Annotated in this window: 14 protein-coding genes; 4 read left to right on the top strand and 10 right to left on the bottom strand. The window is 45.5% G+C overall.

The window, feature by feature from the left end; genetic code table 11:
- The first annotated feature begins 47 nt into the window (after positions 1-47).
- Positions 48-1,328 carry an adenosylmethionine--8-amino-7-oxononanoate transaminase gene (gene bioA / locus ACF8CV_RS15200; RefSeq protein WP_138937417.1) on the top strand — a complete coding sequence of 427 codons (1,281 nt, stop codon included), beginning with the start codon at positions 48-50 and terminating at the stop codon, positions 1,326-1,328.
- 69 nt (positions 1,329-1,397) lie between these two features.
- On the opposite strand, the gene ACF8CV_RS15205 is transcribed toward bioA, so the two are convergent.
- The 8 genes from ACF8CV_RS15205 to lrp all read right to left on the bottom strand — a co-directional run bounded on the left by ACF8CV_RS15205 (position 1,398) and on the right by lrp (position 10,358).
- Positions 1,398-1,664 carry a DksA/TraR family C4-type zinc finger protein gene (locus ACF8CV_RS15205; RefSeq protein ID WP_015296513.1) on the bottom strand — a complete coding sequence of 89 codons (267 nt, stop codon included), beginning with the start codon at positions 1,662-1,664 and terminating at the stop codon, positions 1,398-1,400.
- Between the two features lie 134 nt (positions 1,665-1,798).
- Positions 1,799-2,239: a hypothetical protein gene (locus ACF8CV_RS15210; protein ID WP_025623088.1), complete on the bottom strand. Its 441-nt coding sequence runs from the start codon at positions 2,237-2,239 to the stop codon at positions 1,799-1,801.
- On the bottom strand, positions 2,233-2,799 hold the full coding sequence (locus ACF8CV_RS15215) for an ATPase (protein ID WP_226056634.1): 567 nt from the start codon (positions 2,797-2,799) through the stop codon (positions 2,233-2,235). The genes ACF8CV_RS15210 and ACF8CV_RS15215 overlap by 7 nt, the downstream gene beginning before the upstream one ends.
- A 369-nt stretch (positions 2,800-3,168) precedes the next feature.
- Positions 3,169-4,476, bottom strand: coding sequence for a serine--tRNA ligase (gene serS, locus ACF8CV_RS15220; protein WP_005495761.1), 1,308 nt, complete (start codon positions 4,474-4,476; stop codon positions 3,169-3,171).
- Positions 4,477-4,567: 91 nt separating this feature from the next.
- Positions 4,568-5,857 (bottom strand): replication-associated recombination protein A, encoded by a 1,290-nt coding sequence (locus tag ACF8CV_RS15225; protein WP_275402340.1) that lies wholly within the window; start codon positions 5,855-5,857, stop codon positions 4,568-4,570.
- 66 nt (positions 5,858-5,923) lie between these two features.
- The gene (lolA, locus tag ACF8CV_RS15230; RefSeq protein WP_138937416.1) at positions 5,924-6,550 is read right to left on the bottom strand and encodes an outer membrane lipoprotein chaperone LolA; all 627 of its coding nucleotides are present in this window, start codon (positions 6,548-6,550) and stop codon (positions 5,924-5,926) included.
- Positions 6,551-6,624: 74 nt separating this feature from the next.
- Complete coding sequence (locus ACF8CV_RS15235; protein WP_138937415.1) at positions 6,625-9,711, bottom strand: DNA translocase FtsK; 3,087 nt, start codon at positions 9,709-9,711, stop codon at positions 6,625-6,627.
- Between the two features lie 152 nt (positions 9,712-9,863).
- Positions 9,864-10,358 (bottom strand): leucine-responsive transcriptional regulator Lrp, encoded by a 495-nt coding sequence (gene lrp, locus ACF8CV_RS15240; protein ID WP_005378234.1) that lies wholly within the window; start codon positions 10,356-10,358, stop codon positions 9,864-9,866.
- Between the two features lie 156 nt (positions 10,359-10,514).
- Between lrp and ald the strand changes: the two genes are divergently transcribed.
- On the top strand, positions 10,515-11,639 hold the full coding sequence (gene ald / locus ACF8CV_RS15245) for an alanine dehydrogenase (RefSeq protein WP_005459904.1): 1,125 nt from the start codon (positions 10,515-10,517) through the stop codon (positions 11,637-11,639).
- 92 nt (positions 11,640-11,731) lie between these two features.
- On the opposite strand, the gene ACF8CV_RS15250 is transcribed toward ald, so the two are convergent.
- Positions 11,732-12,928, bottom strand: a complete 1,197-nt coding sequence (locus ACF8CV_RS15250; RefSeq protein WP_138937414.1) for a methyltransferase — start codon at positions 12,926-12,928, stop codon at positions 11,732-11,734.
- Positions 12,929-12,984: 56 nt separating this feature from the next.
- Positions 12,985-13,959 carry an HTH-type transcriptional regulator CysB gene (cysB, locus tag ACF8CV_RS15255; protein ID WP_005459882.1) on the bottom strand — a complete coding sequence of 325 codons (975 nt, stop codon included), beginning with the start codon at positions 13,957-13,959 and terminating at the stop codon, positions 12,985-12,987.
- Positions 13,960-14,273: 314 nt separating this feature from the next.
- Between cysB and ACF8CV_RS15260 the strand changes: the two genes are divergently transcribed.
- The gene (locus ACF8CV_RS15260; RefSeq protein ID WP_005459911.1) at positions 14,274-15,038 is read left to right on the top strand and encodes a hypothetical protein; all 765 of its coding nucleotides are present in this window, start codon (positions 14,274-14,276) and stop codon (positions 15,036-15,038) included.
- 124 nt (positions 15,039-15,162) lie between these two features.
- A complete protein-coding gene (locus tag ACF8CV_RS15265) occupies positions 15,163-15,933 on the top strand; it encodes a tRNA isopentenyl-2-thiomethyl-A-37 hydroxylase MiaE (protein WP_005459884.1) in 771 nt (256 codons plus the stop codon).
- Positions 15,934-16,021 lie beyond the last annotated feature (88 nt).

The following is a 16,021-nucleotide window of genomic DNA, read 5'->3' on the forward strand; positions in this document are numbered from 1 at the left end:
GTTTACATTGGTTTATTTTTTAATCTCAACAGCTATTGGAATAGAACATGGATCTCGCCTTCGACCGCCATCACATCTGGCATCCTTACACTTCAACGTTGACACCTCTGACCTGCTACCCAGTGTCCTCAGCAAATGGTGTACACATTAAATTGGAAGATGGGGCAGAGCTTGTCGATGGCATGTCTTCTTGGTGGTCGACTATCCACGGCTATAACCATCCCCACCTAAATCAAGCGGCGCACCAGCAAATCGATCAAGTGTCACATGTCATGTTTGGCGGGATTACCCACCAGCCTGCAATCAGTTTGTGTAAGAAGTTGCTGTCCCTCGCACCAAATAACCTTGAACATGTATTCCTTGCCGATTCAGGTTCCGTTGCCGTAGAAGTAAGCTTAAAAATGGCTCTGCAATATTGGCATGCGAAGGGCGAACGCCGACCGAAGTTTCTTACTTTGCGACACGGTTATCACGGCGATACGTTTGCGGCGATGTCGGTTACCGATCCTGACAACTCAATGCACTCTCTCTACAAAGGCTTTTTACCTGAGCATATCTTTGCCCAGTCACCAACTTGTGGTTATTGGGATGAGTGGAAGCCAGAAGACCTTGCTGACTTTGAAGACAAGATTGACTCGCACCATCAAGAGCTTGCAGCGGTGATCCTAGAGCCTATCGTTCAAGGTGCGGGCGGCATGCGTATCTACCATCCAGAATTTCTCAAAGGCGTGCGTAGGCTTTGTGATAAATATGACTTGTTATTGATTGCGGATGAAATCGCAACAGGGTTTGGACGCACAGGCAAATTGTTTGCCTGTGAACATGCAGATGTTCAACCAGACATTCTGTGCGTCGGCAAAGCACTCACTGGCGGCTACATGACCCTTTCAGCGACGCTGGCGAGTAAACATGTCGCTGACACGGTTTGTGGTGGTGACGCAGGTTGTTTCATGCACGGACCAACCTTTATGGGTAATCCCCTCGCCTGCGCTGTAGCAGCGGCGAGTTTAGAATTGATCGAACAAGGTGACTGGCAGCAGCAAACCCAGCAAATCGAAATGCTGTTTTCTGAATTACTGCCAAAACTTGAAGAATACGACTTGGTGAAAAACACCCGTTGGTTGGGTGCCATTGGCGTCGTAGAAACGCATCGCCCAGTGAATATGGAAACCATCCAAGCACTGTTTGTTGAGCACGGTGTTTGGATTCGTCCATTTGGCAAACTGATTTATATGATGCCGCCATTCATCAGCAAACCAGAAGATATTGAAAAGTTAATTAATGCGATTGATGCAGCGTTGCAACGTAAAGACTGCTTCGCTTCATAGTTCAACTCAACACGAAAACGGTTTGAGTATGAGACTCAAACCGTCTCTTTATTTACAAGAACAGCAAAGCTATCGAAGTTGACTGTCTTTACTCGCTCGTCGATTAAATAATGCTTGGCGTTGAGACACCAATTCGATTGTTGACTGACATTCGATACAAAGACGAACACCTTTCATTGCAACTCGACGCGCTTCAGGTATCTCGTCTCCACATTCATCACAATAGTGAGCACTTTCGCCCCCTTTAATATTGCCACGAACACGGGAAATCTCGTCGTCGATGGTATTTTGAATTTGTTGGCTAACGCTATCGTCACTTGCCCACCCTACGGCCATAAGCCCTCCTCGTTACTTGAATGAGAAAATCTACTTACCGTGGTAAGGGGGATGATTATATCGATTACAAATAACAAGATAACTAGGGTGAATTAGAAAACACTATTACACCCTGGTAATAATTATGCATTCAACTACTCTGTGCTCTCTTTGAAAAGCAATGCAAGGTTACTAATACTCCCTTCTTCACACTCAAAATACTCTGTTTTCCCTGACTGCCTAAAAGTAACACTGAGTGTTCTCTGTACCTCATTAAACTCCTCGCTAAAGTACTCACTGACTAATATGACACGTTCACCAATACTAAATTCCAGTGACTTTTCATCCACTAACGCTCGGTGATAGTGTCTAACGTGATAATCTTGAGGTCTTATACATTGGGAAAGCTGACTTCGATTGGCAATAAACTCTTTAAAGTGAAGCCCTTCCTTATCTTGGTCTATCGATATACTAAGCTTCGTAGTTTGGCTTACCGTGCATTCAAAGACTTTTCTAGGCGGAGTGTCTGCGAGAGCAAACGTGCTCACCATGGCAACAGCTAAGAACCAAATAACCGCCATGAGTTTCATTACCATTCAGCCAGCACAGTAAATGAAGCTTGCTCAGACATGCGAGTTAATACATATCCGTGTGAAGAAGAATACGAGCCACTGAGTACACTATTTTCTTTCTCAATAACGATATCCTCGATGCCGTCAGCGTTGTAATCACCTTTTGCTACAACCGTGATGACTTGAAAACCACCGGTCGCGTCGAAGTACTCTGCTCTCACTTCACTGACGACTCGAGTACTTTGGATATGGTCTGCTTCATCCCACGTTGGTAGTGTCTTTACTTTCTCCTCACTTTCGTCAGATATAACAAAAGCAAGTGCACTTGGAGCGAATTTAGGAAAGTTATCGTCTAACTTCAATTTCGATATAAATGAGCGCTTAGAGGCAGCTAACTTTGCCATCTCACTCCATGTTTGACACTGCATTAAATACGCTTTAAACGCGCCGTATTCATAGGCTTTGGCCGCAGTAAAACCCGCTAAGTTTGCTGTAGTCAGGTCTTTGCAATTAGATACCGATTTTGTTTCGCCAGATGTACGACTCAACTCAAGCTCATATCCCCAGTCGAATGAATTGCGCATATCTATATTTTCTTGGGAAGGCTGCGCTATTTCGCGTGCGAAAAAGAGGTCGGTTCGCTCACTATCTAGATATTGAGGCTGGATAAGTCTACTTGCGATAACACTCTCGCTAACGAGCAAGGTAAGAGGAAAAATAACAAGCAAAGAAAGATGATTTAATGGCATAACGTTTAACAACAAGGACAAATAAGGCCGTTAGCTTGTCATTTTAAAACCGCTTAGAAAATATCATTTATCACATCCTGTCAAATTCTGGGCGAGCTCTTCACTATTGCGTGCGCTATCTACATAACAACGTATTTTCACTCGACACAGATAACAAAAAACCCAGCGCTGAGGCTGGGTTTTGGTGTTCTAGTGGCTAATGAATTAACCGATGTGCGTTGCGCCGCCCATGTACTTCTGAAGTACTGCAGGGATTGCAATGCGACCGTCTGCTTCTTGGTTGTTTTCTAGGATAGCAACCATGGTACGACCAACTGCTAGACCAGAACCGTTTAGCGTGTGTACAAGCTCAGGTTTCTTCTCACCTTTACGACGGAAACGCGCTTGCATACGACGAGCTTGGAAGTCCCACATGTTAGAGCATGAAGAGATTTCACGGTAAGTTTCTTGAGCAGGAACCCAAACTTCTAGGTCGTAAGTTTTACGAGCGCCGAAGCCCATGTCGCCAGTACATAGAACGACTTTACGGTAAGGAAGTTCAAGAAGTTGTAGAACTTTCTCAGCGTGACCTGTTAGCTCTTCTAGCGCGTTCATTGAATCTTCTGGCTTCGTGATTTGTACTAGCTCAACTTTGTCGAACTGGTGCATACGAATCAGACCACGAGTATCACGACCGTATGAACCCGCTTCTGAACGGAAACATGGCGTGTGTGCTGTCATCTTGATAGGTAGATCCGCTTCGTCGGTGATAGTGTCACGAACTAGGTTCGTTACTGGTACTTCTGCTGTAGGGATTAGAGACAGTTTACGTGGCTCTTCGTCGTTTACTTTTTCCGCTAGAGGCTCAGTGTGGAAAAGATCTTTACCGAACTTAGGAAGCTGACCAGTACCGAATAGGCTGTCAGAGTTCACTAGGTAAGGTACGTACATTTCTGTGTAGCCATGTTCTTCTGTATGAAGATCTAGCATGAACTGAGCAATTGCACGGTGTAGACGAGCGAATTGACCTTTCATCACGATGAAACGTGCGCCAGTGATCTTAACTGCACTTGCGAAGTCTAGACCGCCACCCATTTCGCCTAGGTCAACGTGGTCTTTCAAATCGAAGTCGTAAGTCTTAGGCTCACCCCAACGAGAGATTTCAACGTTGTCATTTTCGTCTTTGCCATCTGGCACTTCATCTGCTGGGATGTTTGGTACAGAAAGCGTGAATTCGTCTAGTTGAGCCATTACTTGCTCAAGTTCAACTTTCTTCGCGTCAAGATCGCTACCTAGAGTACCGATTTGTTTCTTGATCTCTTCTGCGCCTTCTTTGTCGCCAGCCGCCATTTTTTGGCCAATTTGCTTGGAGATGGAGTTACGCGTGGATTGTAAATTTTCTACTTCTACTTGAATGGACTTACGTTGTTCTTCAAGTTTACGAATAGTCTCTACGTCTAGCTTAAAGCCACGACGCGCCAGTTTAGCAGCTGTTTCATCCAGCTCTGTACGAAGTAATTTAGAATCCAGCATTGTTAATCCTATGCTTTTTGTTGTGAAATCACGCGCACTTTCCAAGCGTACGCGTTAAAAAAATTTACTGAACAAATGTATCCAAAAACGCCTACTTTTCATAGCGCTTTTGTTGGCTATTTGCGTCTAATTTAGCCAAGTAATCTAACTTTTCGCCGATTTTGGTTTCTAGGCCGCGATTTGTCGGCTGATAGTACTTACGATCTGCCATTTCTGGTGGCAAATATTGCTCACCCGCAGCATAAGCACCCGGCTCGTCGTGAGCATATCGATATTCTGCGCCATAGCCCATGTCTTTCATCAGACTGGTGGGTGCATTACGCAAGTGATGCGGCACTTCATATTCAGGCAAGTTATGTGCGTCAGTGAGCGCTTGTTTCCAAGCAACATAAACGGCATTACTCTTTGGAGCGCACGCGAGATAAACAATTGCTTGAGCAATCGCACGCTCACCCTCTGCTGGACCAACGCGTGTAAAACAGTCCCACGCGGAGAGTGCAACTTGCATGGCTCTAGGGTCCGCATTGCCGACATCTTCCGATGCTATCGCAAGTAATCGGCGGGCAATGTAAAGTGGGTCACAACCTGCAGCTATCATACGAGCAGCCCAATACAAAGCGGCATCTGGGTTTGATCCACGAATAGATTTGTGCACAGCGGAGATCAAATCGTACCAAATGTCGCCTTTATTATCGAAGCGAGAGACTTTCTCCCCGGCTACTTCAGCAAGCAGTTTGAGTGTTATCTCTTTTTCACCCTGCGCATTGTCCTCTGCCATATCGTAGAGAAGTTCAAGGTAGTTAAGCGACATGCGAGCATCGCCGTTCACCAACTCGGCTAGACGGTCTAACACATTATCAGCAAAGTTCGCTGGCGTATCGCCCAGGCCTCGTTCTTTGTCGTTAATCGCTTGATTTAGTGCGAGTGAGATCTCTTCTTTATCCAGTGAAGTCAGCTTGTAGACTCGAGCACGAGACAACAATGCGTTGTTCAGTTCGAAAGATGGGTTCTCTGTCGTTGCGCCAATAAACGTGACGGTTCCATCTTCAATATGTGGTAAGAAAGCATCTTGTTGCGATTTGTTGAAGCGATGAACCTCATCCACAAACAAGATGGTGCGGCGACCCGCCATTTTGTTCTCGCGCGCTTTTTCGATTGCAGCACGAATCTCTTTCACACCGGACGTCACCGCAGACACGCATTCAACTTCCGCATTGGCGTAATTAGCAGCGACTTCCGCTAACGTGGTTTTACCTGTACCAGGAGGCCCCCAAAGGATCATTGAGTGGACATGGCCAGCCTCTAACGCGCGACGCAGGGGTTTACCCGGGCCAAGAATGTGTTGCTGACCGATGTACTGCTCAATAGTTTGCGGTCTCATACGAGCAGCAAGGGGACGAAAATCTTCGTCCCCCGAGAAATCTAATGTGTAATTACTCACTACCTATTAATTCCTTTGATCGTCCACTTCCACGCCTTTTGGAACTGTGAACGTAAATCTGTCTGCTTTTGGTTTGCCAAGCTTAACATTACTGAATGTAAAGAGCCCTTTCTGACCATCTTGCTCGATGACGTTAAAGCCTTTCACTACGCCTTTCGCATCAATATTGATCTGGAACTGACCTTGAGTAGAGTCTACTGCGGTTGGGATAAGCGTAAATTCATTCCCTTTCTGGAAGATCTTATAATTATCCCAATCACTTGCTCTGTTGCGAGTTAAGAGCACAAATGGTGTTTGCTCGGTCGCTTGCTCTTGCCAGTAAATGCTAACTTGCTCAATAAACGGGCTGTAGTACCACAAAGTTTTACCGTCTGAAACCAACAAGTTCTCATCTGGGAATGTCGTGCTCCAACGGAACAGGCTTGGACGAGCGATTTCAACCGTTCCTTCCCCTTCCATGACCGTTTCCCCTTCTGGGCTGATCACTTGCTGAGAGAAATCGGCACTGAAGCCCTCATTCATCGCGAGGCGTTTGTTCAGCTCATCTTTTGGAGAGGCTGCATTTGCAGCAGAGAAGAAAGAAATGCTTAAAACTAGCGCTGAGAAAAGTTTCGCTGAAAATCGTTTTTTCATTCAGATACCTATCAGAGGGTCAAAGACCTAAAGTTACTCACCTCAGTTGGACTAAGGTGAGTAAAACAAGTTCATTAATCTTTTGGTGGCGCAGGAGCCAAGACTTCACGGTTACCATTGTGACCCGGCGCACTCACAATGCCTTGAGCCTCAAGCTGCTCGACAATTCGTGCGGCACGGTTATAACCGATTTTGAATCGACGCTGCACGCCAGAAACCGAACCACGGCGCGACTGAACCACGTGCTCAACCACCTGATCAAACAATGGATCCATCTCTTCATCTGATTCCATTTGTTCGCCCGGAAGCAAACTTTCTGGGCCTTGGTCACCACTGATGATTTCATCGATGTAGTTTGGCTTACCTCGCGCCTTCCAGTTGTTCACCACAGCATGTACATCATCATCCGACGCAAATGCGCCGTGAACACGAATCGTATGGCTAGAACCTGGAGGCAAGTACAGCATGTCACCCATACCAAGTAGCGATTCCGCGCCGCCTTGGTCAAGGATAGTACGCGAGTCCGTCTTCGTTGATACAGTAAACGCCACGCGTGTTGGAATGTTTGCTTTAATCAGACCTGTAATAACGTCAACCGATGGACGCTGAGTTGCAAGAATCAAGTGAATACCAGCCGCACGCGCTTTCTGAGCCAAACGAGCAATCAGTTCTTCAACCTTTTTACCCACAACCATCATAAGGTCGGCAAATTCGTCAACAACAACGACGATGTATGGCAATTTCTCAAGCAACGGCGGTTCTGTATCCATACTGTCGCCTTCTTGCCAGAATGGATCGTGAATTGGGTGGCCGGCTTCTGCTGCCATCTTCAACTTCTCGTTAAAGCCTTTCACGTTACGCACACCCAGTGCCGACATCAGTTTGTAACGGCGTTCCATTTCACCCACACACCAACGTAGAGCATTGGATGCGTCTTTCATATCAGTAACAACTTCGGCAAGAAGATGAGGGATACCTTCGTAAATAGAAAGCTCCAACATTTTCGGGTCGATCATAATGAAGCGTAGATCTTCTGGAGAAGCTTTGTAGAGCATACTCAAGATCATGACGTTTACACCGACCGACTTACCTGAACCTGTCGTACCCGCAACAAGTACGTGAGGCATTTTAGCGATGTCAGCAATGACAGCTTCACCCGCGATATCTTGACCAAGTACCACCGTCGTTGGCGATTTAGCTTGCTCAAATTGAGGGCTGCTGATGACGTCTGATAGATAAACCGTCTGACGACTCATGTTTGGCAACTCAAGACCGACATAAGGTTTGCCTGGAATCACCTCTACAACACGTACCGCCATCGCAGATAGAGCACGCGCCAAGTCCATAGACAGACCAGAAATTCGACTTACTTTCACACCTGGCGCCAAATCGAGCTCGAATCGAGTGATGACTGGGCCTGGGTAAATGCCGACTACGTCAGCTTTAATTTTGTAGTCTGCAAGCTTGCTTTCGACTAAACGCGCGACTTGCTCAAGCGCTTCACGATCGATGAAGTTTTCACGTTTTTCCGGATGGTAAAGCAATTCAAGTGTTGGCAGCGGCTCTTCTGGCACTGGTAAATTCTGTTCTTGCTTCATCAAGAATGGGTTTTGCGTCGCGGCAACTTTTGCTTGCGCGCTGGATACCATGCTTTGGAATGCGGCGACATCTTGATCGCCATCTTGCACTTCCTCAACCTCAACTTCTTGTGGCGCTGGTTCAAACACTACACTCGGCTCAGGTGTCTGTTCTGGTTGAATTTGAGAAACCGATTGTGGTTGAACGATAGGTTGAGGCTCTGGTGAACGCGACTGAGGTTGAGGAGCAACATATGCATCCTCTTCATCTACTACATCAAAATCAGAGATGGTTGGTTCAATATGTTCACTTGGCTCAGCGTGGTCGGTAATGTCATCAAGCGCACGAGTGTCAATAACAGGCTCTTCGTGTGGCGTTGGTTCCACATGGCGTTGCTGTTCTTGCTGAGCAGCAAACTGTGCATATTCTGCATAGTTTGATTCACGTTGAGGCGTATCGTGTTCAACAACCTCTTCATGCTTGGCTTGCACCTGCTCTTGATAGACTGCGTTTGTATCCGCATAAGATTGGCTTGTTTGTTCTTCTGACACCCAATCATCTGCTTGCTGCGCTGCAGCTTCCAACTCTTCGATGGTTACATTCAGCTGCTTGGTACGCTCAACCATTGGGTCCACGTTATCTGTGCTGACCGCTTTAAGTTGTGGTTCTGGTTCAACATACGTTGGCGTCGCATTTACTGCCGCAACTCGTTGAGGTTGGGGCTCTGGCGTCGGTTTTACCGCAGGCGTTTCTGATTTGGCTTGCGGCATATATATAGGATATTCGTGTACTGCCGCTTTCTCTTTTGGTTCTTCAACTTCGTAAGCCGTTAAGTGAGGAAGCGTCTCGTCGTCTTGTTGATCGTCTTCAACGTGTTTTGTTGATACTTTATCCTCAACAAACTCATCAAGCTGAGGCTCTAGCGTCTCTTGTTCTGAACCTCTGAACTTATTCGCGATGGCAGCCAATACCGCTAACGAGCGATCACCAAGCCATTCGACGATGTTCAGCCAAGAAATCCCCGTAAACAGAGTAAAGCCAGCCCCCCACAGAAATAGAAGGACGAGTGTTGTACCCAGTACATTCAACGTCGGCAAAGCAAGGCTTGATAGAACATCGCCTACTACACCGCCCGATGAGAAGTACCAAATATCATCGAAGTTAATATCGGCAAGGCCGCAACTGGTCATGATAAGAACGGTTAGGCCCAGTAAACGGGTTCCCCACAGCATAAAATCAATTGGCTCATCTTCCCCTCGCTTACGACAAATCACCCACGCAGCCGCAGCCAGTAGGAAAGGAATCGGATAGGCGAGAGAGCCAAAAGTGAAAAATAGAGTGTCGGCAAGCCATGCGCCAAACAGGCCACCAGCGTTATCGATCTCCCCACCCCATGCAGTTTGGGACCAAGATGGATCAGCTGGACTAAAGGTAAATAGTGCTACAGCGAGCAATACCGAGCTAAGAACGCCAACGATAAAGCAGCACTCTTTTAAGCGTTGGAAGCCATTTAAGCGTGAAGACTGAGGCTCTTCACTGGTTTTAATGATGGTTTCGACTTTCTTTGCGTTCTCTTTGAACATAAATCAACTTGAATATGGAAATGAAATAGGAATTTGCAAAACATTCCGAGCGGCATCAAGCCGCTCGGTAAATTGATTTAACCATATCAAAGAGAAAAACCCAATTACTCTATGGCGAAAGCGGAAGCATATACCGCTTTCTTTGCAAGAAATTAACGAGTTTTAATCACAAGCTGGTTAGATTGTTTCACTTCTTCCATAACTACGTAGGTGCGAGTGTCATTTACGCCAGGTAGACGTAGTAACGTATCGCCAAGTAGTCGACGGTAAGCACCCATATCAGATACACGGGTCTTTAGAAGATAGTCAAAGTCACCTGAAACTAGATGACACTCTTGAATGTCGTCTAGCTTTTGAACAGCTGAGTTAAACTGTTCAAACACATCTGGCGCACCACGGTTTAACGTAATCTCAACGAATACCAGTAGTGATGCATCTAGGAACTGCGGATTAAGTAGCGCAGTATATCCTGTGATGTAGCCTTGACGCTCTAAGCGACGCACACGCTCCAAACATGGCGTTGGAGAAAGTCCTACACGTTTTGAAAGCTCAACGTTTGAAATACGACCGTCTTTCTGCAGTTCATTAAGAATGTTGCGGTCGATACGGTCTAGTTCCTTGGACGGCTTTTTATAGTTGTCTGCCATTTTTTATTCCACCTTATTACTTCCTTGCAAAAAAATATACTACAACTTTTTAATATTTGGTGCCAAATTTTACAAACCTATAACTATACTAGTTACAAATTCGACAATAACACCCTACAAATAGTTTTTACAACCATTATAGAAAGAGGATACAGGATGATCATTGGCGTACCTAAGGAAATCAAGAACCACGAATACCGTGTGGGTATGATCCCTGCTAGCGTGAGAGAACTCATCTCACATGGCCACCAAGTTTTAGTTGAGACCAATGCAGGTGCCGGCATTGGTTTTTCAGACGATGATTACATCGCCGTCGGCGCATCCATTCTCCCTCATGCTGCAGACGTTTTCGCGCAAGCAGACATGATAGTAAAAGTAAAAGAACCCCAAGCAGTTGAGAGAGCAATGCTCCGCGAAGGGCAAATTTTATTTACTTATTTACACCTAGCACCAGATTTTCCACAAACTGATGAGCTAATCAAGAGCAAAGCTGTCTGTATAGCCTATGAGACTGTAACAGATAATATGGGTCGTTTGCCACTGTTAGCACCAATGTCAGAAGTGGCAGGTCGGATGTCTATCCAAGCGGGTGCGCAAACGTTAGAAAAATCACACGGTGGTCGTGGTTTGCTTCTTGGCGGCGTACCTGGTGTTGAGCCTGCTAAAGTCGTTATCGTTGGTGGTGGTGTCGTTGGTGCAAACGCAGCTCGTATGGCTGTTGGCCTTCGCGCAGACGTAACAATTCTTGACCGCAACGTAGACACTCTGCGTAAACTGGATGAAGAATTCCAAGGCCAAGCGAAAGTCATTTATTCTACAGAAGACGCTATCGAGAAGCATGTTCTAGAAGCAGACCTTGTTATTGGTGCAGTTCTAATCCCAGGCGCGGCAGCTCCGAAACTGGTAACAAAAGAGCATATTGCTAAGATGAAGCCAGGCGCAGCAATCGTTGACGTAGCTATCGACCAAGGTGGTTGTTTCGAAACATCTCACGCGACAACACACGCCGAGCCTACTTACGTGGTTGATGATGTCGTTCACTACTGTGTAGCAAACATGCCTGGTGCAGTTGCACGTACTTCAACTTTCGCATTGAATAATGCCACTCTCCCTTACATTGTGAAACTTGCAAACAAAGGCTATCAACAAGCTCTTCTGGAAGACAAAGGCTTCCTAGAAGGTCTAAACGTGATTCACGGTAAAGTCACTTGTAAAGAAGTCGCAGAAAGCTTTGACCTTGAATATGTAGATCCTGAACAAGCTATCGCTATGTTCAACTAACAACAAAGTTAAGCAATTTTGTCACGTTTTGTTTACAAAAGCCCACAATAAAGTGGGCTTTTTCATATAGTCGATTTAGATATAAAAAATAACTAATTCTTATATGCACAAATTAAAATATTTCTCGGCGTAACTGATTTAGGGCAAAACTCTGCCAATCTAACACGATAACCACGTTCTTCAAGATAAAGCACTTTGTCTAATGCGAGCCAGATCTCCAAAGATCGCTGAAAAACCAGTTGCACTAAGCTCATTCTTTCCATATGCCAAAAACGTTTTATTGCCCGCTTTTCAAACTCGGCAAAGTCAATCGCTTGGTTAATCTCGATACCTTTTTCTTTCGCAGCCCAGAGACACAATGCCTCAAAACCATCACTTAACTGTGATTTTCGAATGCTTGGCACGGGTTGATACTCATCAACTCCCAAAATCTCACGTGTCAGTAAATCAAAACCAAGCCTGAATACCATCTCTTGTTGACGATGGCGACGCACACGTTCACCGCCTGTCACCGTCTGTTGCAATGGAATGCGCAGTTCATGCTTAGACAAAATGAGTTCAGACGCTCGTACTGATTGGGATAACGCTTGGTACGTCTCGCTTTGAATCAAATGATAACAGCAAGGTGAAATCGTCATCGCCGCGATGCCGGCTTCACTTCCATATTCCATCAACCGAACATGAAGGTCACCACAAGCATGCAGTGCGACAGCATGTTGCGTCGGTTTGAATACTGCCTTGGTTTGAGGATCAAACGCGTCACCTTGGATAAAGGTCATTTTCCAATGATGTTCATTCGCGGCTTGTTGGCCGGAGTCGCATAACGCTTGTTGATATTCAAAACTGGTCACTGGTTGATTGGTTTGCGTGGTTAAGATCCGACCTAAATATCCTTTACCCGAGCACCACTCTAACCATTCCTCACCTTGATGAGATCGAATCGCTGCCTCTCCCATCGCCGTGATCTGTTCTAGCTTGCGCCCTGGGATTCCACTGTCTAACCCTCTTTCTAGCGCTAGGCCATCTAATGCCATCGACTCTAACTGTGTATGCCTAAGTAAGGATGGTAAATCTGGCAAAAGCACACTGATTTCAGCCAACGCAAGGTCTGGGTCAGCTTTGAGAGTTTCTATTTGTGAGGGAGAAAGCGATTCTAACCACTGGCAAAGCTGAGGGTGTGTTTCCTGCCAAGGTAATGATGGTTGAATGCTGCTTTGAAATGGCTCGAATCGCCATAATGGTTGATGCTCAATTAAGCAGTCATTAATAAATTGAAATTGCGTTTGCATAGCTCCCCCTACAATTTGGGATGGATTGTAGGGGGAATCGTAACTTGAATGAAGTGTTATCTTACCGGAAGCTCGATGTCTTTAAACATCTCTTCAATTTCAGCATTCGACTTCAGAGAAATCGCCTGTTCTACAACAGGGCGCGTTAAGTGCGGTGCGAAACGCTCCATAAAGTCAAACATGTAAGAACGCAGGAACGTGCCACGGCGGAAACCAATACTTGTTGTACTTGCACCAAACAAATGGCTCGCATCAATAGCAACCAAATCGCGGTCTTGCTCTTCATCGACGGCCATGCTCGCAATCACACCAACACCGATACCCATGCGCACATACGTTTTAATCACATCCGCATCGGTTGCAGTGAACACGACTCGCGGCGTCAAACCTTCACGGTTGAAGGCCGTATCTAACTCAGAGCGACCAGTAAATCCAAACACATAAGTCACCAAAGGATAAGCAGCTAAATCGTGAATAGTAACTAAGTCTTTCTTCGCCAACGGATGATCTTTGGGCACTACAATAGAGCGATTCCAGTGGTAACAAGGCAACATGATAGCATCTTGGTAAAGATGGAGAGCTTCTGTCGCAATCGCAAAGTTGGCTGTACCTTTTGCAATCGCTTCAGACATTTGAGAAGGCGTACCTTGATGCATGTGCAAAGACACTTTCGGGTAACGTGCCGTAAAACCTTTGATGACATCAGGCAATGCATAGCGCGCTTGAGTATGGGTTGTTGAAATATTTAACGTGCCCATTTCAGGGTGAGTATGCTCGCCCGCCACCGCTTTGATGCTCTCAACCCGAGCAAGGATTTCTTGGGAAATACGTACGATCTCTTCACCTGCTGGTGTCACTTGCGTTAAATGTTTACCACTTCGTTCGAAGATCTGGATTCCCAGCTCATCCTCTAGTAAACGAACCTGCTTACTAATACCAGGCTGAGAGGTGTATAAACTCTCTGCCGTCGCAGAAACGTTTAGGTTATGGTTCACAACCTCAACAATGTACTTCAGCTGCTGCAGTTTCATCGTAATCCCTTACTCATTCACGAGATAATAATGTCATAACTAAATTGACCGCTCTTACGAGCGATATAATGATTAGTTATAACGCGATCACAACGAAATGAACAGTAATTTCTAACATATAGCTGATAACCTTAAGCAAAGAAACAATATGCACAATGTTGAGCTTATAAAAACATCGATTTTAGTGATGTTGGTTCTATCAGTAACGAAAACGTGGGTGAGGCAAAATAATCAAACAAATAAGGTGCCGAGTAAGATAAGATTCATGTATTCTTGAACGCTAGCCGTAGAAAAGTAAAAGCAGACGCAAAGATATGAATATTGGTTTAATAATCGCTTTGGTAGCCATCCTACTGGTATTAATCCTAGGCTATAACATCATGTTGCAATACAAGGTTAAAGTTGAAACCGCCAAAAGGCAGGAATCGGCACGCTATGTTGCACTTATTGATGGCACTGAAGAACTGATTGGTCACGCACACCATATTCCTTTTAGTAAGGAGCTTCTGCTGTGCCTAAACAATCGTATTCTTGATGCACTAGAAAGCATGCATGAGCTTGACCCGAAAAATAAGCAGCTCACTCAACGCATAGAGAATATGAAGCAGCAAATCGGACAGCTAAAAGAAAACGGTCCGACTGGTGAAAGTACCTCTTTCAAAATGCCAAGCAGCGATAAGCAAGCCATCGTGATGCTTAAGCTGGTTAAGCGCCTGCGTGACACCGTTCGAAACGAGCACAACAAAGGCCGATTAGACACCCAGACTTACGTAACCGAAAATGCGCGTTTGGAAACGATGCAAATTCGCATCAACATCGAAAACGTGATTAAGCGAGCGAACGATTCCATTGCTCGCGGCCAACCGGGCACTGCGTTACAACTGCTTCGCAAAGGTATCGATGCGCTGAGTACAAAAAGCGATCCGTACTCCATCCAAGCAAAACAAAAGCTTGAAGAGATGCTTGGCGACTTAGACAAAAAACGCCAAGACAAAAGCGATGCAGAAATGCAGCAAATGGCAGACAAAGAGCGTGACAACGACATGGAAGCACTCTTCGGCGAGAAGAAAAAGTGGTAATATCCCCACCAGCTTTTCGCCCTATCCGATTAAAGGCTGCGTTTGCAGCCTTTTTTCTATCCAGATTTCCGTTTTACTTATGCTCTGGATGAACCAAATTTGAACGTAACGTACTAAAAATAAAATGATTAATCTCGACGCCTATCAAGATCTTCTTGCTCCTATCAATCAATTTCTGCAATGCAGCACACCCAACGAATGGGTTGAAGAAGCAAAGAAACCAGAAAACTTGCAAACCATTTTATTGGATCACTTACTGTGCGAGCTGAAAGCAGGTCAGTCAGCCATGTTCTTGATCCGCAAATACGCAGTAGATAAAGACAGTTCACATGCCTTACTTGACTGGTTCAAACCGTATGAAGATTTCGCTTACCGAAAAATCGGCTCATTAGAGACATTAAAAGGTAAGAGCAATATTTCGAAAGCCATCATGGCAAAATCGGATTCGCCGTATAGCCAAGATCTGATCGATAAAATGGTTCTCTTGATCAAAGAAGAATTACATCACTTCTATCAAGTACTGGAAATCATGGAGAGCCGTGGCGTGGAATACAAAAACATTCCCGCAAGCCGCTACGCAAAAACGCTGATTTCACACATGAAGACTCATGAGCCTGAGACGCTTATCGATAAGCTCATTATCGGCGCTTACATCGAAGCTCGCTCATGTGAACGTTTCGCTAAACTTGCGCCGCACATGGATGAAGACATCGCTAAGTTTTATGTTTCCCTACTCCGCTCTGAAGCACGCCATTATCAAGACTACCTTGTACTGGCTGAGCAGATTGCAGGCAAAGATATCAGCGAGCGTATTGCATACTTCGGCCGTATCGAAGCTGAGCTGATTTCAACCCCCGACGAAGACTTCAAGTTCCACAGTGGTATACCTGCTTAGCCGTGCTAAACCGTCACTAAAAAGCCAGATGTGAGTCTGGCTTTTTTGTTTTAAATCTCACCATTTCAACCTACCTCTCCATCTGTAT

Origin of the sequence: Vibrio sp. zbq_1, from assembly GCF_043102935.1 — a bacterium.
GTDB lineage: Bacteria > Pseudomonadota > Gammaproteobacteria > Enterobacterales > Vibrionaceae > Vibrio > Vibrio parahaemolyticus.